This window comes from Gilvimarinus algae (assembly GCF_030518215.1).
GTDB classification, from domain to species: domain Bacteria; phylum Pseudomonadota; class Gammaproteobacteria; order Pseudomonadales; family Cellvibrionaceae; genus Gilvimarinus; species Gilvimarinus algae.
Genome location: NZ_JAULRT010000032.1, coordinates 371,111 through 387,523, shown reverse-complemented (window position 1 = coordinate 387,523; position 16,413 = coordinate 371,111). Strand labels below are relative to the sequence as shown.

The following is a 16,413-nucleotide window of genomic DNA, read 5'->3' as shown; positions in this document are numbered from 1 at the left end:
CATGTCCATACATTCTGCCCTTCGTTGTTGCGCACTTCTCGCCAGCTTACTGGCGGTGGGCTGTGCGAAAGAAGAATCGTCTGACCAGGGTGCGACTACTGCGGCAAAGACCACTGAAAAAGTCGTGATTTACAACTGGACCGAGTACATTCCAGCGGCGGTCCTTGAGCAGTTTACCGAAGAGACGGGCATTGAAGTCGAGTACGCCACTTACGAAAGTAACGAAGCCATGTACGCCAAGCTCAAGCTGCTCAATGGCTCGGGCTACGACATTGTTGTGCCTTCGACCTACTACCTGGAAAAGATGCGGAACGAGGGTTTGCTGCAACCGATTCAAAAGGACAAGCTGCAGAACTATGGCAACCTGGACAGCACCATGCTGAACAAAAGCTATGATCCGAACAACGATTACAGTGTTCCCTATCTGTGGGGTAGCACCGCCATTGCGGTCAACACTCAGGATATCGACCCCAACACCATTACCCAGTGGTCAGATCTGTGGAAGCCCGAGCTATCGGGTAAGCTGATGATCATGGATGATGTGCGCGATATTATGGCGGTAGGCCTGACGGTAGCTGGCTACAAAGACAACACCACCAGTGAAGAGGAAGTTCAGGCCGGCTACGAAGCCCTCAAAGAGCTGTGGCCTTCCATCAAGGTTATCAACTCCGATTCGCCCAAAACCCCGCTGATTCAGGGCAATGCCAGTGTCGGCGTGATGTGGAACGGCGAGGCGTATATGGCTCAGCAAGAAATGGGCAGCATTGCGTTTATCTACCCAAGCGATGGCGCCATACTTTGGGTAGACAGCTTTGTGATTCCCAAGGGTGCCAGCAATGTCGACAACGCCCACCGCTTTATTGACTTTATGTTGCGCGCTGAAAGCGCCAAAGCCGCCATTGAAGAGCTGGGTTATGCCGCACCGAACACGGCCGCCAAAGACCTACTGGACGATGAGTTGAAAAACAATAAAATCATCTTCCCTGACGCCGAGGACATTGCGCGCGGCACCATTCACCAGGATCTCGGGGAGAGTGTGCTGCTGTACGAAAAGTATTGGGAAATGTTAAAAGCCGGCCGCTAAGCGACCGATCGCCCTACCCAGCCCTGCCGTTTCAGGCAGGGCTGACCGCCGCCAACGGCTAAGAAACCCACATCCACACGGCGGCGGCAATCATAAACAGATTTTCGGTCAGAGAGATGGCGCCAAGCGGCACATCGCTGTCACCGCCAACACAGGCGCATTTGAGCTCACGCTTATCGAGATACACCGCCTTAAAAACCGAAATGGCACCAATGCTCCCGATCACAAAAGCCACCGGTGCCACCAGCCAGGCGCTGAGCCCTGCCAACATACCAATACCCGCATAGGCTTCGGCAAAAGGGTAGACATAGGCGTAACGCACATAGCGCATCCCCAGCAAATCGTAGGTAATAAACCGGTTGGAGAACGCCGTCAAATCCTGCAACTTTTGTATAGCCAGCACCAACATACTCAAGGCCACAAACACCTCAAGGGTTTGCATGGATACGAGCGACGCCGGGCCGGCATACACCAACGCGAGCGCAGCTAATAAGCAACAGCTAAAAATGGCCATCACCGGCGTGTAGCTTGTGCCCTCGCTGGACTCACTGGGCAGACCAAGATGGGCCCGTAAATCATCGTAACCCCCAATCCGCTCACCTTCGATAAATACCTGGGGCGTAGTGTCCACGTCGTGCTTCTGTTTGAAGGCATCGGTTTGCTCGCGAGAGTCCAGCGTGTGATCCTCAAGCTGGTACCCTTTGCGCTTCAACAGTGCTCGGGATTTAAGACCAAAGGGACAGATGTGCTCGGGGGTGGCCATACGATACAACTGCGCGGACTTTGCCATTGAATGCCTCCTCTTGCGTTAACCGGTCGCTGCTCGGGCGCTCGCGACACATGGGTCACCTAGAGTCTGCAAATATCAGTCCGGACTAATTCGCGAATAACAGCCTTCTACGGCGTCAAATCCGACTTGGAGCTTGGTATATTTGCACAGGTTTGTAGACTTTGCAGGCGAGGTGAGCTAGTTCTTACGCCTCCGCGCTGCTTTCAGATGTAGCAACGGGCAGATGTAGCAACGGGAATATCGAACAAGGGGAAGGTAAAGTCGGCGCCGCGATTACCGGAAGCAATCGCTTGCAGCGCCTGCCAATGAGTCAGCCAAATCGGCCCGCAGAGCAAAAGAGCGGCCACCATTGCAGCCCAGATAGCGCGCTCGCCGAGAGCCTAGCCATCGCCGCCAATACAGACCTCCACACTCGCCCACGCTAACAGCAGACCGTATACAGCCGCAAACGCCCAAAAAGGACTGACCAACAGGGGCTCGTGCGCTTGCCAGAAAACTACCCACTGCTGACAGCCGCCATAGGCGATAGCGCTAAAGATAGACACCCACTGGTAGAGAAAGTGGCTGATCGCAAAAACCGCAATGGCCACCCAAAGCCGACCTCCGATGTCCGTCATACTCCATCTCTGTTACCCAAGCCGGGCTGTCATCCTCGCGGCGTTTGGTATTTTTCCTTCCACTCGCTGTAGGGCATTTTATAGATCACTTCCCGCGCCTGCTCCTTGTCCAGCTCAAGGCCGCGCTCACTGGCGGCCTGCTGGTACCATTTGCCAAGACAATTGCGGCAAAAGCCCGCCAGCTCCATTAAATCAATATTCTGCACGTCTTTGCGCTCGTCCAGGTGCGCCAGTAAGCGGCGAAACGCGGCCGCTTCAATCTCAATTTGTGTGTGTTTATCCAAAATAGTCCTCGGTAAAATCGGGTGCTAGGCCGGTCCGCTAATCCAGGCCTTTGCCTGTGCTATCTCATCGTAGGCGAAGGAGCGGACCTGCGCCGCGATAAAGTGTTGTGCCAGGCCCTGAAGGGCCGAGCCGATGGGCGAGTCCGTAGCGATCGCCACTTTGTCCAGCTTGCGATGGTGATCGTGTACAAACTGCAGGTGAGACATCATCGCCGACAGCGAATCCCAGCCCGGAAATCGCTCGGCGTGAATGATAATACCCCTTAACCCGCCCGTCTGGGCAATCAGCGGGTCAATGATACGCCTGGCCGCGGCAAAATCGGCCTCACTGAGCGTGCCTTGCGGCGTCAGTATCGCCAAGCTTGCCTGCTCATTCACCTCAACGTGCAACATAGTGGCTCTCCGTTAAGCAGTTTTAAAGGTAGCCACCAGAGAGTGTAACTGCTGAGCCAGATCGGACAACTCGGTACTGGCCTGAGTCACCTGGCGCGCACCGGTTGAGGATTCGCGCGCGGCGTCATTGATCAGTACCAGCGACCGATTAATGTCTTCACTGACTTGCGTCTGCTCCTCAGAGGCGCTGGCAATCTGGGTGTTCATATCGGTAATCAGACTGACAGCCTCGGTGATTTGCTGCAAGGTCTTACCCGCCTCGGTGGCGTGCTCACCGGTTTTCTCGGCCTGCTCACGGCTGGTTTCCATAGCCGCCACCGCATTGTGAGTACCGCTTTGCAAGCGTCTGATAGCCTCTTCAATTTCCGCGGTCGAGGTCTGGGTGCGCTGGGCCAGAGTGCGCACCTCGTCGGCCACCACGGCAAAGCCCCGGCCCTGCTCGCCCGCGCGGGCCGCTTCAATGGCCGCATTGAGAGCCAGCAAGTTGGTCTGCTCCGCTATGCCGGTAATCACCCCGAGTACTGAACCAATGTTGGTGCTGTCCGCCTCCAGGGTGCGGATTCGTTCGGCCACCTGGTTGAGGCTTTCAATCAGGCTAAAGGTCGCATTCACTGCGTTGGAGACTACCTGGTTGCCGGCACGGGCGCGGGCCTCGGCGTTGCGCGCCTCGGTATCGGCGGTGCCGGCGTTGCTGGCAATTTCCTGTGCAGTCGCAAGCATTTCGTTCATAGCCGTGACCACCATTTCAATCTCTTCGGTCTGGCGTTGAATAGTGCCGTTGGATTCGGCGCTCACCGCACTCAGCTCTTCAGAGGCGGCGGCCAGCTGAGTGGTGGCATCGTTTATCTGGACGACCAGGGCTCTCATTTGCGAGAGCATGTTGTTGAAGCTGTAGGCCATGTCCACCAGCTCGTTCTTGCCAGGCAACTCACAGAACACAGATAAATCCGATTCTGTGGCGACTTTTTTCATGGTCGCGCCCATGCGATCAAGTGGGCTCTTAATACTTTTATAAATCACACTGCCGAGCACCAGAGTACCCAACACCGCCAAGGTGCAAACCGTCAAAAACACCTTGAGGTCGAGTTCGTAGAGGTTCGTAATCCGTTCGTACTCGTGCTCTGCCACACTCAACTGTAATTGACTCAGCTCCGCTATTTTGTCACTGATCGGATCAATACTCTCGTATAAGGGACCGTCAAATTCGTAGAGTAACCCCTGCACATTGCCGCGCATTGATGTCGGCGCCAGGTACGACTCCAGTGCATCAAGAGCTTGATTGGCATTGCCAAACAGTGCCTTGGCCTCCTCGGCCAAGCGCGCCTCCTCGGGGGTATGGTGGGTGCTTAAAAACGCCTGCCACTGGCGCTCGATTTCCTGGCGCGCCTTGCCAATATCGCTCAGCACCTGATCGCCCGTTACTATCCCCGCATTGGCCTTGTTCACCGCGTCCACTATCCGTACGGCGTAGTTATCGGAGATGACTTTCAATTGCTCGAGAGGAATCACCCTATCCTTGTAAATACTCTCTACGCCTTTTTGTGTCGAACTGAGCCCCTGAATGGCCAAGATGGCAATCAACAGCAGTGCGGCGACCGGTAAGGCGTAGCTCATCAGCAGGCGCAGCCTGATCGATAGGTTATGAATAGCGTGCACGGTTTATCTCGCTGTGTAGACAGTTTATAGGGAGCTTTTTAAAGGTAGTATATTTTGACGACAAACGCGAGACAGGCTTGGCTAGTCAGCCGGCGGAAAATGGGCATTCACAGGCAATCAAGACTGCGCCAACCGGCGGAACGAGCCGCCGGTAGAACCACAACAACGTTAGGGGTTAGGCACACAACCCTGATCACCCTCGGCCAGTGTGGCCAAACTGATTTCGGCAATATGCAATTCAAACTTACCCCCGGTACCCAGGCTGAAGGGTCCACTGAGCTTGGTAAGATCCAAGCCGTTAGCGGTAAAGCAATCCAACGCCAGAGGCAGGGCGAACCACTGTTTGCGTGGCCCCTGCTTGAGGTTGGCGGCAATATTGACCTTCGCCTCGCAGCCCTCTCCGCAATGCATCACCAGGTCAACGGTGTCGGGCACCTTGGACATCACCTTAACCGCCAGCACCAGCTCAGCGGCTTGCTCGTATTTGGCCAGGTTCACGGGAGCACCACTCAGACTGACGCTACCCCAATCGCTGGATTTGGACCACTTCAGCTTGATGGCACCGGGGAAACTTTCGTCGCCGGCGTTCTCAAGGCGCACCTTGCCTTTGGCGCTTGCGCCACCGGAGTCGGGTATGGGCTGCCACCAGTTCCCGGGGTCAGCCAACACCCACTGCCAAGTACCGGGAGTTTGCCCTTGGGTAAAGTAGACAAAATCAGGATTAATGACGTCATTGGCCCGGGCGCTAACGCAGGCGAGCAACAAACAGACAAGTGGCAGGATGGATTTCATCGCGCAAGTCCTTATCGTTATTATGATGGCTATTCAAAGGCCGAAAAATTTTACTTTTTATAGCCTCGTCGCCATGTGCGGTCAAGCCTTTGCCTGATGAACCTCGGTTATGGGCGATTGGCGGCGCAGCTGACCGAAGCAGGCTTTGACCAGCTTACGGTTGCTGCGACTGATGGGTACCCGCAGCCCGGTAGTCATCACACAGTAAGCGTCATCCCGGCCAATAAAAACGCGCACCACTTCGCGCTTCATTACCCAGTGCGAGCGATGCACTTGCAGCCCTTCCTCGCCGAAGGCCTCCGCCATTTTTTTCAGACTGCCCAGCACCAGCGCCTGCCCGAGCCGGGTGTAGACGTTCAGATAGTGCAAATCCGACGACATGGCCACCAGCTCCTGCCCCACCACCTCCGGCAGACTCTCCAGCAACGCCTGCCGACGCGCCTTCTGCTCGCGGGCCCAATCCGCTGAGACTGTCTCCTTAGGAGGGTCGGGTGGATCATAGACAGTGGGTCGATGAAAAAGCAGTGGCAGGTTGAGGGCAATCCAGCTGCTCATAAACACCGGCAAAATACCAAAAAACTCGGCCACGATTGCCTGCCAGATACCCCGCTGACCGAAACGATCCCAAAAGTCATCCACGATCTCGGGCCCGAGCTGCGCGGCAAACAAACGCTCCAGTGCCCAATAGGGGCCGGTGGCCAACACAGCTCCCAGCAGCCCAGACAAAATGATCAGCGCCCAGAGCGCCCAGCCCGCCGCCCCGAAATGGCGAATGACAACACTGACGAGCAACAGGCAGCCGAGACCCAGACCCACATGCAGGGCCCAGAACAGCAGCCGCGGGAGGAAACCGAGGCCCGCCGAAGAGGCCGGCTCCACCGCCGTAAACAACAGGGTCAGCGCAGCGCCCACTCCCAGCACACTGGTTCGAATCGGGGCAACGCCGAATATGGTACGTTGAATCATGCGGGGCTTACTCTGTAACCATCAGCGGCCATAATGCCTGAGTTCCCTTGTGTCTGCCGCAATAGACCATTAAACGACAACGACTTGCATGAACGGTCACCGCCACTCGACATTATGGGTGGCAACGCCGGGCGCCATTGATTCAGAAGAAGCGCTTTTTATACATTCTTTGCGATCCAGCTGGCGGCGCCAGCGTATAGTCCAGCAACCGCTGCAAGAGCGACCGTTCATTCACCCACAAGGCCACCGGATATCCTCAGGACGCACTATGATTGCCCCGTTCAACGCAAAACCCTTGGGCTACGCTGCCCTACTGAGTCTCGCGAGTATCGCCACCCCCCTATCGGCCGCCGAACTACTGTTGGAAGTCGTCGACAAAACCACCGGCCGTGCGCTGGATCGGGCCGAGGTCGTGATCATCAGCCGCGACGCCCGTGACTGGCGCGCGCAGACAAACACCGAGGGCAAAGCCCGGGTGCCGGGGCTGGATGCGGGGCTCTACACCATTGAAGTGGCCTTTCCGGGCTACGCCCGCGTGCGCCTGCCGAGCGTGCGCCTGATCGACGATAAAACCACGCCACTGGAGGTCAGCTTGAGCCCCGCCAGCCGTTCGGTGGAGGAGGTTCTGGTGCTCGGCAACAACATCGGCGGCAACTGGCTCAGTTCGGTAGGCGCCACCGAAAAGGACCGCGAGGCACTGCGCAGCTCAGCCGGCAGCGGCAGCGACGTGCTACGCGCGCTGGACGGCATCCCGGGCCTGTTTTCCGATGGCGAGTTTTCCAGCTTCACGGTGCGCGGCAGCGGCCCCCGCGACAACCAGATACTGGTCGATGGCGTCCCCTTTGATTCGGTGGTGCATTTCAGCGACAGCTTCGGCGAACTGGCCGACGCCCAGGACGGCGGCCGCTACAGCATCTTCGCCCCCAACGTCATCGGCCGCGCCAGCTTTCAGCCCGGCGGCTGGTCGTCCGCTTACGGCGGCCGCGCGGGATCGCTGCTCGAGTTGGAAGTCGCCCGCGGCAACCCCGACACCCCCTCTTATACCGCGCGAGTGGACATCGCCGGGTTGGAAATTGGCTACGACGGCCCGAGCTACCTGCTCGACAATACCAGCGTGCTCTTCTCGGCCCGTCAGCTCAATTTTGGCCGCCTGTTTGAAACCGTCGGGTTGGATGATGTCGGCGAGCCGGAGGTCACCGACATCATCCTGAAAACCTATACAGACCTGGGCAATGGTGATGAGCTTGAGGTCTTGCTGATTCACGCCCCGGAAGAATTTCAGCGCGATATCGACCATGTACTCGCCTCCGATGAAGACGACCCCGGCAATTACGAGGACGTCGAGCTGGTCAATCAATCTTCCGACAACACCCTGCTGGCGCTCACCTACCGCCGGCTGCTGGGCGAGAGCGCCGAACTGACCAACCGGCTCTACTACCGCAATTACTCAGAACAAAGCGAAGTGGGCGAGGCCTATCCCGAACAGGCCCCGGAGGGAGCTCAGGCGGGAGACATCCCCAGACGAATTCCGATCATCACCGCCCGCCAGGACGACAGTGAAATGGGCTGGCGCCTCGACTTCGCCGCCGATAACACACTGGGCCGCCTGAACACAGGCCTGAGGCTGAGTCAGCTGGAACTCGATTTGCGCAGAAACATCGATGGCCAGTGGATTCGCTACGAATACGACCAGAGCGCCTACCGGCCTCAACCGGACCAAAACTACATTGTCCTAACCGGTGACGGCGTCAATACCCGCTACACCGAAGACGGCCTGGTCTACGCCGCCTATCTGGAACAGCAAGTGTCTTTCGGGCCGCTCGACTGGCGCGCCGGCCTGCGTTATGAAGGCGATGAGCTGACCGGCGCCGACGGCGTATCGCCGCGCCTCGCCACCTCCTGGGCAATGACCGACAATCTCAGCCTCAGTGCCACTGTCGGCCGCTACCTGCAGCGACCACAGATTCAGGATCTGGCCAGCAACACCAGTGGTACCACCCTGGAATATGAAACCATCGATCAGTTTAGCCTCGGCCTCAACCATCAGTTGACCAATCGCTGGGATCTGTTTATCGAGCCCTACTACCAACAACTGAGCGACCTGGTCGTGCTCACCGACGAAGTGACCCAGCGCTACAATAACCGCGGCGAAGGCAGCTCCTACGGCGTGGACACCGCCATTACCCGACAGTTTGACCACGGCTGGTCCGCCAGCGCCACCTACTCCTACAACCAATCCGTGCGCCGCGACTGCGGCTCTTGTGAAGAATACGACGCAGACTACGGCAGGCCCCACTCGTTCAGCCTGGGTGGGGTGTGGGAAATCAACCAACGCTGGAAAATTTCCGGACGCTGGAAGTGGGCCTCCGGCCGTCCCTATGGGGCCTACATCATTCACGAAAATGTGCTCGGTGAGGACCAGCCACTGCGCTACAGCCGTGAGACGATCAGTAACAACACCGAGCGCTACGGCAGCTTTAGCTCGCTCAACCTGCGCGTGGACTACCGCCGCGCGCTGGGCCGCACCCAGGTGATTGCCTTTGTCGACATCATTAACCTGCTGGGCTCGAAAAACCCCTCCGATGTGGACTTCAACGAGCGCACCGGCGAGGTGCTCGCCGAGGAGGGCAGCCTGCTACCTCTGATCGGTCTGCGGTTTGAGTGGTAGGTGCGCATTTTTTTCGGCGCCGCCGGAGCACCGCCAAAGTCACACCGCTCCCACCGACACCGGCCGCCAAGGCCCAGCCGAGAGCGCCGGCTGCGCAGACAGGGCACACGGCTATTGCTCCTCGTATTCATCGTGGAAGCGCCACCATTGGTAAGGTGGCGTTTGCGGCACCGTGTCGGGGCTATCCTCCCACAGCTCTTGGCGCCCCATGGGCGTGAGATCTAAAAAGGAAAAGTTGCTGCCCAAATACTCCACGCCGCGCAAGCTGGTAAAATAACTTCGATAAATGTCCTCGCCCTCGCGGATAAACACACTGAGACCAAACATTTCACCGTTATCTCGGGTCGCGCCAAAATCCCGGTTAAAGTCACTGTCCGCCGAGCTGTACCAAGGCAGGGTCCAACCCATGCGCTGTTTAAAAGCCTCGAGCTTTTCCAGTGGCGCAAGGGATATCAGCACCAGAGACGTATCACGCGCGCGAATGTGCGCCGGGTGCCCCATATTGTCTACCATCATCGCGCAGCCGTTACACGGTGAACGGGCGAACATAAAGTGGTAAACAATCAACTGCTTTTTATCGGCAAACAGATCGACCAGCCCCACCTCCCCTTGCGGCCCGGAAAAGCGATAGTCTTTGGTGATAGGCGTTACCGGCAAGCGGCGGCGCTCGGCATTGAGCGCATCGCGCTGGCGCGTAAAGGCCTTTTCCTTTTCCCGAAAAGCCTCCATCGCCGCCTGCCACTCTTTTTCGCTGACACTGTTTTTCATAGGACCTCCTGAGCTTTACCGCTGAATGATAATGCTCAGTCTGCACCGATGACGCCGTTGTGTGCCTTCGTGCAAATGCCAATTCTAAGGTGGTTTTGTGCCAATTTCGTTTCTATACTGAGCGCAGTTTTGAGCGGAACCCGAGCAATGAAAACCATTTATCTGTTGACCTATGAGGACGTTGTACTATCATCTCTGGCGGCACCGCTCGATATTCTGACCCGCACCAACGAAATTCTCCTGAGCCAAGACCAAGCGCCGGCTTTTGCCATTACCCGCATCACCCCGCAAGCCGGCCCGCTAACGGTCGACGGTATCTCCTATTGGCGCGGCGACTGCACGATTGAAGATCGACCCGCTCAGTCCTTTGGTCACCCACAGGCGCTGATTCTTATACCAGCTTTTCAGGGCTCCTGGGATCAATTGAAACACGCCTACGCCGATGTGCTGCTCTGGCTACAGCAGCATTATCAAGCGGGCACAGAGGTCGCCAGCCTGTGCAAAGGCAGCTACTTTCTCGCCGAGGCCGGCGTGCTCAAAGGTAAACCCTGCACTTCTCACTGGGCCGTAACCGATGACATGCGCCAGCGTTTTCCAGAGATACAACTCAAACCCGATGCCGTTGTCACAGACGAGTCCGGCACATACACAGGTGGAGGCGCGTTCTCATCCTTAAACCTATTGCTTTATCTGATTGAGAAATTTTGCGGCCATGAGCTGGGTGTACAGGTCGCCAAGAATTTTTCTATTCAGCGGGACCACGCCAGCCAAGCGCACTTTTCCATTTTTACCGGCATGACCCACCACCGCGACCCTCTGATTCGCGAGGCTCAGGCTTACATGGAGGCCCATTACCACCAAGCGCTTAATCTTGAGACAGTGGCCCAAAAAGTACACATGAGCAAGCGCAATTTTATTCGCCGCTTCAAGCAGGCGGTGGATATGCCGCCTTTGGAATACCTCCAGCGGATCAAAATAGAAGCCGCCAAAAAAGCGCTGGAAGCCGGCCACCTTAGCATTCAGTCTTTGACCTTAGAGGTAGGTTACAACGACAGCAAAACATTCCGTCAAGTCTTTAAACGGCTAACCGGCCTGACACCTCAGGCCTACCGACAAAAGTATGCACGTTAAAACACGCCATCATTAACCATTAATACCAGTAAAACATAGCCGCTGGCTTGCCTACAATATTGAGCAGATGGTGCTCATCGCAGCTCGCACCGGCCAAGGCCGCACAGACGTGCAAGGGCAACAGGTGTTCTTCGCGGGGGTGACTAAAACGGGCACCCGGCGCTCTGTCCCAGTGCGCCAGCCGGTCGAGTCGTTGGGCCTGAGACAATTCGCCGTTGGTACAGGTATCGATGAGCCAGTGGGCGAAGGCCTGGGCATCAGCCTCACCACCGGCTGAAAAAAACGCGTTGAGGTTGTGAAAACTAAACCCCGAGCCAATCACCAGCAAGTTGTCATAGTCGAGCTTTTGCAAGGCGAGCGCCAGGGCCTGTTAACACTAATTGAGTACAGCCTGTTACACCTAAAAATTTCGCCAATTAAGGCGCGAGGAGAGAAGTTTGGTAGCTCCAAATGAACGACAAGCAACGCAGAGTGGCGGATTTTTAGGTGTAACCCGTAGGGCTGGAGTCAGTTTTTCCTCCAGCGTTGTTGCCGATCGCTTATTTGGAGTAACCAAACTTCGCTCACGGCGCCTAGCGGGAGACAAAACTGCCTTCCAGCAGGCGTACTCAATTAGTGTTAACAGGCCCTAAGGCCGCGAACCAAGGATAACTGCACGCAGGGTATCTCGGCATCTGGGTACATTAAACGCAGCGGCACAAATACGCCGTGGTCCAGGCCGCGTCCGGGATCTTGCCGCGTTTCGATACCGCTTTGGCGCAACAGATCACTCACAGTGCGGGACAAACTCGGCTCGCCCGGGCAGGGGTAGGTGATGGTGTAAGCCTCCGGCGCAAAGCCGTAGTAGTCGTACACCAGAGCCGGGCTGGCCGCACTGGTAAGCGTTGGCACCGGCGCCTCCCAGTGCGCGCTGATCACCAGTATCGCGCTGGGCTTTTGCAGGCGGCCCGCCAGGCTGCGCAGGGCCTTGACCATGGGCTCGTGACCCGGATCATCGAGCAGCGGCATGGGACCACCGCCGTGCGAAAGAAAAACAATTTGCCGCTTGGCCGCCATACCTGCCCCCTAAATCTGCTCAGGCCCCAGAGGCACTATGCCGCTTGGGTTCAAGGCTTTGATGGAATAGTAACCCGCTTTTATGTGATCTATGTTCACCGAAGACGCCACGCTTTCCAGGGCGAGAAGCCGCCGGGTGTAGGCGTGTAAACCAGGCATGTCGCGCAGGGTGTTGCGATTGCACTTAAACAGCCCATGATAGGCAGCATCAAACCGCACCAGCGACACGAAAACGCGGATATCCGTTTCGGTCAGCTGGTCACCGAACAAATAGCGGCGGCCATCGGCAAGGCGGCTTTCCAATCTGTCCAAGGTGGCAAAAACGCCCTCGCAGGCCTCCTCATAGGCAAACTGCGTTGTAGCAAAGCCCGCCTTGTAGACGCCGTTATTGAGCCCGTGATACACCTCATCATTGAGCGCATCGATCTCATGCGCCAGGGTCCTTGGGTACAAGTCTGGCCCGGTATCCACCAGCTCGCGAAATGCACTGTTGAGCATGCGCACAATGTCCGCCGACTCATTGTTGACGATGGTCTGCGAATATTTATCCCACAACACCGGCACAGTCGCCCGTCCGGTTACCGATGGGTCGGCAAAGGTGTACAGCTCGTGAAGATAACGGGCACCGCGAATAACATCCTCATCGGCGCCGGGAAACCCACCAAACTGCCACCCCTGATCGGTCAGCTGCGGGTTTACCACTGACACGCTGACCAGCTCGGCCAGGCCCTTGAGTTGTCGCGCAATCAAGGTGCGCGATGCCCAGGGGCAAATGTAGGCGACGTACAAGTGATAGCGCCCCGCCTGCGCCTTAAAGCCCGCTTGCCCCGTCGGCCCGGCAGAACCGTCGGGGGTTACCCAGTGACGGAAGCTCGAACCCTGACGAACAAAGCGGCCCTGCTCATCGGCGCCCTGCACGGGCTGCCATTTTTCCTGCCAAACACCATTCACCAACACCGGCTTACTCCTTTTCTCGAACGGGCGGGCAAGGCCCACCAAATATGTTTGAAGGCTCGGTAAAGTGATTTAGGCGAGCTTCGCGGTCGGCAGGGCGTCGCGCTCAAGCGCACGACTCAGCCAGGCATCCACCGACACCCGGCCGCCGCCGAGAAAAACCAGGGCCACGGTGGCGGCCAGCAGAGACAGGGCGAACTCATAACCGTTGTTGCTCATAAACAGACCGTTGCCAATGTGCACGGCAAAAATCGCTACCAGCATGGTAAACGCCGACGCCACCGCGGCGGGACGTGTCAGAAAACCCAGCAGCAGCGCAAGCCCGCCAAAGAACTCTGCGCTACCCGCCAGCAAAGCCATCAGGTAGCCGGGTTCCAAACCAATGCTCGCCATCCACTGTCCGGTACCGGTAAGGCCGTAGCCACCAAACCAGCCAAACAGTTTCTGCGCCCCGTGCGCCAGTAGTATCCCCCCAATAGGCAGTCGCAATGCCAGTGCCCCGTAGCCGCCGTGGGTATTGAGTAATGCTTTTGTCAGTTTTGTGCTCATGATCGTCTCCTGTTGATTGAGTCCCGGGCACTCTCCCGAGGCTTGAACTCAGTCTACTGACAACAAATAAAAAGAGTAACTGATCACTTATTGCCATATAATCAACAAAATGTTGATAAAAGGGGTGGATAACCATGGATAAGGTCGAGACCATGCGGGCCTTTGTCACTGTGGTGAGCGAGGGCAGCTTTACCCGGGCCGCCGACCGCCTGGCGCTCTCACCGCAGCTGGTGAGCAAGTATGTCTCGCATCTCGAGGAGCGCCTGGGCCAGCGCTTGCTCAATCGGACCACACGCAAACTGCACCTGACGGAGGCCGGTCTTCGCTATCACGAACGCGCCCAGCAGTTGCTGGAAGAGCTGGATGATTTAGACAGCCAGGTGGGTGATCTCGGTGGCAGCGCCCAGGGGCTGCTGCGCATCAGTGCGCCCGTGTCCTTTGCCAGCGAGCACCTGCCGGGCCTGCTCAGTGATTTCCAAAGGGCACACCCAGGTGTGGGCATTGATCTGATGCTGGATGACCGCAAGGTCGATATTGTCGAAGAGGGTTTTGATATTGCCCTGCGCATCGGCCGGCTGAAGAGCTCATCGCTGATTGCCAAACGTATTGCCCCGGTGCGCCTGGTGCTCTGCGCCTCACCGGATTACATCGCCCGCTGTGGCGCACCCGCTAACCTCGATGAGTTGGCCCAGCACCGCTACCTGCGTTACAGCCTGATGGACAGCGACAACCCAGGCAGCCTGCAACAAACACTCAGCCGCGCCCAGCCTGTGGCCGGTTCTAGTATGGTTTGCAACAACGGCCAGGTGCTGATGCGCATGGCCACCCTGGGCATGGGCATTGTGCTGCAACCGACGTTTATCGCCGGCCGCGCCATCGCCGAGGGCAAGCTGCAGATTCTCTTGCCGGAGCTGGCGCCCGAGCCACTGGGGCTCTACGCCGTCTATGCCCACCGCAAACTGCTGGCGAGCAAGGTGCGCTGCTTTTTGGATTTTATCGACGGCTACTACGGCGATTCGCCCTACTGGGACGAGATTGCTTGAAAACACCTAAGTTGGTGACGCGGATTTTCATCAGGCCACGCAGCGACCGGAGACCGAAATCGTGTTGCCGGTAGGAAATCTCTGGCACCATTCACATTAGCTACCGATGCCCAAACACTGAGGACACCCCATTGACCGTCTTCTCACGATTACTCGCCACGGTGTTGATTATCGCGACCTTCACCGCCAAAGCCGAAGCACCGGCGTTCGAAATTCCCCACTCATTCGTGCACACCCTGACCTCCAGCGACTTGGGCCGAAGCTATGATATTTATGTCAAAGTCCCTGCCCGTTACCACAACGAGGAGAATCGTCAAAAGTATTACCCGGTAATCTATTTAAACGACGGCCCCTACACGTTTCAGGTCGCTTCGGGCGTCACTCACCTGCCGATGAACATGGGAAAGCTTGAGCAAGCGCTAGCAGGCTGTTGAAAACCCCTTGCGTACTCAGGCTTTCGGGCTGGTTCGTAATCTAGGCGCCGTTTTGAAGGTGTGTGACCACCCATCGAGAAGCGGCAACGACGAGTACGGGCCAGCCCGAAAGCCCCGAAGGGCGTGGCCTGAAGCGCACATCTGCTGCGCCTTGCCTCTAGGAAAGGGAGCCACCCTGTCCGTCAAGGCAAGTCACAACATCTGCGCGCTTCAGGTCGTGCTGAGCATGCAAGGGGTTTTCAACAGCCTGCTAGTAGTGGGGATTTCTTTCGCTCTGGGCGAAGACGGCATGGCCAGCCGGGTGCGCGATCTGACTCCAACACAAGACAAAAGCTGGACAAACTACACCACTGGCGGGGCCCAAGCCTATTTGGATTTTATGGAAGAGGACGTCTTGCCGTTTGTCGAGCAGCACTACCGCGCCGACCCGACGCGTCGCACGCTGGCCGGCCAGTCGCTCGGAGGCTCTTTTGGTGCCTGGGTGTTATTGACTCGCCCCGAGCTCTTCGACAGCTATATTCTTACCAGCGCCTCGCTCTGGTTCCATCAACGCATGATTTTCGATCTTGAAAAAAGCTACGCCGAGAACCACAAGGACCTCCGGGCCAAGGTCTATTTCGCCGTGGGTGAGTACGAGAACCCCGAACACGGCAGCACCCGCCACGACATGGTGGGCGATCAAAATGCGTTTGTCGCAAGCCTGCGCTCAAGAAACTACCCAGGGCTAAAGATAAAGGACGAGATTATCAGTGGCTCGATCCATGAAACCACGTTTCCTGTGGGCTTTACTCGGGCAGTGAGCTGGCTATTTACCAAGCCGCCTGCGCCTTAATCGCCAAGCTGGTTTACTGAGGCGCATCCAGCGTTTTTTTCTTGCGCCCGAATATGCCGGTCCAGAACAGGCCTTCAAACACCAGACCGAGCACAATAAACAGGCCCCCGCCGATGGGGACACCAAATTGCCAGCAGGCGACAGCGGCAAAAAAGCAGGCAATCACAAACACAACTCTGAGCAAAACTTTCACAATTCACATCCTCTTGGCACGAGAGAGTGAAACTACCCAGCCGGGCAGCGGCGGTCAAGGGATTACTGGTGCTGTCGCCTGAATTCACCAATTTTTCTCATATTCGGCTTTATCCGCCAACGGTGTTTTTAACCACAAATAAGATACGCTAATCCTTTAAATTTACTGGACTTTTTTGCAAAAGCCACCTGATTCGTTAGCGT

The 16,413-nt window shown here is 57.1% G+C and carries 19 protein-coding genes; 6 read left to right on the top strand and 13 right to left on the bottom strand.

The annotated features are described in order from the left end of the window. Position 1: 1 nt before the first annotated feature. Positions 2-1,084, top strand: coding sequence for an extracellular solute-binding protein (locus QWI16_RS03130; protein WP_302711274.1), 1,083 nt, complete (start codon positions 2-4; stop codon positions 1,082-1,084). Positions 1,085-1,142: 58 nt separating this feature from the next. Here the strand turns inward: QWI16_RS03130 and QWI16_RS03125 are convergent, their stop codons facing one another. From QWI16_RS03125 to QWI16_RS03095, 7 genes are all read right to left on the bottom strand, one after another. Beyond that, positions 1,143-1,874 (bottom strand): MauE/DoxX family redox-associated membrane protein, encoded by a 732-nt coding sequence (locus tag QWI16_RS03125; RefSeq protein WP_302711273.1) that lies wholly within the window; start codon positions 1,872-1,874, stop codon positions 1,143-1,145. Positions 1,875-2,254: 380 nt separating this feature from the next. Beyond that, the gene (locus QWI16_RS03120; RefSeq protein WP_302711272.1) at positions 2,255-2,491 is read right to left on the bottom strand and encodes a hypothetical protein; all 237 of its coding nucleotides are present in this window, start codon (positions 2,489-2,491) and stop codon (positions 2,255-2,257) included. 29 nt (positions 2,492-2,520) lie between these two features. Then, complete coding sequence (locus QWI16_RS03115) at positions 2,521-2,775, bottom strand: DUF1244 domain-containing protein (protein ID WP_302711271.1); 255 nt, start codon at positions 2,773-2,775, stop codon at positions 2,521-2,523. A gap of 24 nt (positions 2,776-2,799) precedes the next feature. Further along, complete coding sequence (locus QWI16_RS03110; RefSeq protein WP_302711270.1) at positions 2,800-3,168, bottom strand: SpoIIAA family protein; 369 nt, start codon at positions 3,166-3,168, stop codon at positions 2,800-2,802. 12 nt (positions 3,169-3,180) lie between these two features. Further along, the gene (locus tag QWI16_RS03105) at positions 3,181-4,824 is read right to left on the bottom strand and encodes a methyl-accepting chemotaxis protein (protein WP_302711269.1); all 1,644 of its coding nucleotides are present in this window, start codon (positions 4,822-4,824) and stop codon (positions 3,181-3,183) included. Between the two features lie 168 nt (positions 4,825-4,992). Next, entirely contained in the window at positions 4,993-5,616 is a 624-nt protein-coding gene (locus QWI16_RS03100) for a putative glycoside hydrolase (RefSeq protein WP_302711268.1), read from the bottom strand. Between the two features lie 81 nt (positions 5,617-5,697). Further along, a complete protein-coding gene (locus tag QWI16_RS03095; protein ID WP_302711267.1) occupies positions 5,698-6,582 on the bottom strand; it encodes a LytTR family DNA-binding domain-containing protein in 885 nt (294 codons plus the stop codon). Positions 6,583-6,850: 268 nt separating this feature from the next. Here QWI16_RS03095 and QWI16_RS03090 point away from each other — a divergent pair, with 268 nt between their 5' ends. Then, positions 6,851-9,250 (top strand): TonB-dependent receptor, encoded by a 2,400-nt coding sequence (locus QWI16_RS03090; RefSeq protein WP_302711266.1) that lies wholly within the window; start codon positions 6,851-6,853, stop codon positions 9,248-9,250. A gap of 111 nt (positions 9,251-9,361) precedes the next feature. Here QWI16_RS03090 and QWI16_RS03085 read toward each other — a convergent pair whose 3' ends face one another. Further along, positions 9,362-10,018, bottom strand: coding sequence for a DUF899 domain-containing protein (locus tag QWI16_RS03085; RefSeq protein ID WP_302711265.1), 657 nt, complete (start codon positions 10,016-10,018; stop codon positions 9,362-9,364). Positions 10,019-10,165: 147 nt separating this feature from the next. Here QWI16_RS03085 and QWI16_RS03080 point away from each other — a divergent pair, with 147 nt between their 5' ends. Next, on the top strand, positions 10,166-11,149 hold the full coding sequence (locus tag QWI16_RS03080; RefSeq protein ID WP_302711264.1) for a GlxA family transcriptional regulator: 984 nt from the start codon (positions 10,166-10,168) through the stop codon (positions 11,147-11,149). Positions 11,150-11,168: 19 nt separating this feature from the next. Here QWI16_RS03080 and QWI16_RS03075 read toward each other — a convergent pair whose 3' ends face one another. From QWI16_RS03075 to QWI16_RS03060, 4 genes are all read right to left on the bottom strand, one after another. Next, a complete protein-coding gene (locus QWI16_RS03075) occupies positions 11,169-11,501 on the bottom strand; it encodes a class III extradiol ring-cleavage dioxygenase family protein (protein ID WP_302711263.1) in 333 nt (110 codons plus the stop codon). Positions 11,502-11,767: 266 nt separating this feature from the next. Then, a complete protein-coding gene (locus QWI16_RS03070; protein WP_302711262.1) occupies positions 11,768-12,205 on the bottom strand; it encodes a DODA-type extradiol aromatic ring-opening family dioxygenase in 438 nt (145 codons plus the stop codon). A 9-nt stretch (positions 12,206-12,214) separates the two neighbouring features. Then, complete coding sequence (locus QWI16_RS03065; protein WP_302711261.1) at positions 12,215-13,162, bottom strand: glutathione S-transferase family protein; 948 nt, start codon at positions 13,160-13,162, stop codon at positions 12,215-12,217. A gap of 69 nt (positions 13,163-13,231) precedes the next feature. After that, positions 13,232-13,708, bottom strand: a complete 477-nt coding sequence (locus QWI16_RS03060) for a DoxX family protein (RefSeq protein WP_302711260.1) — start codon at positions 13,706-13,708, stop codon at positions 13,232-13,234. Positions 13,709-13,842: 134 nt separating this feature from the next. On the opposite strand from QWI16_RS03060, the gene QWI16_RS03055 reads away from it, so the two are divergent. The 3 genes from QWI16_RS03055 (at position 13,843) to QWI16_RS03045 (ending at position 16,017) form a co-directional block, all read left to right on the top strand. Continuing rightward, positions 13,843-14,751, top strand: a complete 909-nt coding sequence (locus QWI16_RS03055; protein ID WP_302711259.1) for a LysR family transcriptional regulator — start codon at positions 13,843-13,845, stop codon at positions 14,749-14,751. 131 nt (positions 14,752-14,882) lie between these two features. Beyond that, positions 14,883-15,185 (top strand): alpha/beta hydrolase, encoded by a 303-nt coding sequence (locus QWI16_RS03050; protein ID WP_302711258.1) that lies wholly within the window; start codon positions 14,883-14,885, stop codon positions 15,183-15,185. A gap of 226 nt (positions 15,186-15,411) precedes the next feature. Further along, positions 15,412-16,017 carry an alpha/beta hydrolase gene (locus QWI16_RS03045; protein WP_302711257.1) on the top strand — a complete coding sequence of 202 codons (606 nt, stop codon included), beginning with the start codon at positions 15,412-15,414 and terminating at the stop codon, positions 16,015-16,017. 13 nt (positions 16,018-16,030) lie between these two features. On the opposite strand, the gene QWI16_RS03040 is transcribed toward QWI16_RS03045, so the two are convergent. Continuing rightward, positions 16,031-16,210: a hypothetical protein gene (locus QWI16_RS03040; protein WP_302711256.1), complete on the bottom strand. Its 180-nt coding sequence runs from the start codon at positions 16,208-16,210 to the stop codon at positions 16,031-16,033. Positions 16,211-16,413: the final 203 nt, after the last annotated feature.

Bases quoted from the DNA above. Each gene is read 5' to 3' on its own strand.
- QWI16_RS03130 (WP_302711274.1), top strand. From the start codon at position 2: ATGTCCATACATTCTGCCCTTCGTTGTTGCGCACTTCTCGCCAGCTTA.
- QWI16_RS03125 (WP_302711273.1), bottom strand. From the start codon at position 1,874: ATGGCAAAGTCCGCGCAGTTGTATCGTATGGCCACCCCCGAGCACATC.
- QWI16_RS03120 (WP_302711272.1), bottom strand. From the start codon at position 2,491: ATGACGGACATCGGAGGTCGGCTTTGGGTGGCCATTGCGGTTTTTGCG.
- QWI16_RS03110 (WP_302711270.1), bottom strand. From the start codon at position 3,168: ATGTTGCACGTTGAGGTGAATGAGCAGGCAAGCTTGGCGATACTGACG.
- QWI16_RS03100 (WP_302711268.1), bottom strand. From the start codon at position 5,616: ATGAAATCCATCCTGCCACTTGTCTGTTTGTTGCTCGCCTGCGTTAGC.
- QWI16_RS03095 (WP_302711267.1), bottom strand. From the start codon at position 6,582: ATGATTCAACGTACCATATTCGGCGTTGCCCCGATTCGAACCAGTGTG.
- QWI16_RS03090 (WP_302711266.1), top strand. From the start codon at position 6,851: ATGATTGCCCCGTTCAACGCAAAACCCTTGGGCTACGCTGCCCTACTG.
- QWI16_RS03085 (WP_302711265.1), bottom strand. From the start codon at position 10,018: ATGAAAAACAGTGTCAGCGAAAAAGAGTGGCAGGCGGCGATGGAGGCT.
- QWI16_RS03080 (WP_302711264.1), top strand. From the start codon at position 10,166: ATGAAAACCATTTATCTGTTGACCTATGAGGACGTTGTACTATCATCT.
- QWI16_RS03070 (WP_302711262.1), bottom strand. From the start codon at position 12,205: ATGGCGGCCAAGCGGCAAATTGTTTTTCTTTCGCACGGCGGTGGTCCC.
- QWI16_RS03060 (WP_302711260.1), bottom strand. From the start codon at position 13,708: ATGAGCACAAAACTGACAAAAGCATTACTCAATACCCACGGCGGCTAC.
- QWI16_RS03055 (WP_302711259.1), top strand. From the start codon at position 13,843: ATGGATAAGGTCGAGACCATGCGGGCCTTTGTCACTGTGGTGAGCGAG.
- QWI16_RS03045 (WP_302711257.1), top strand. From the start codon at position 15,412: ATGCAAGGGGTTTTCAACAGCCTGCTAGTAGTGGGGATTTCTTTCGCT.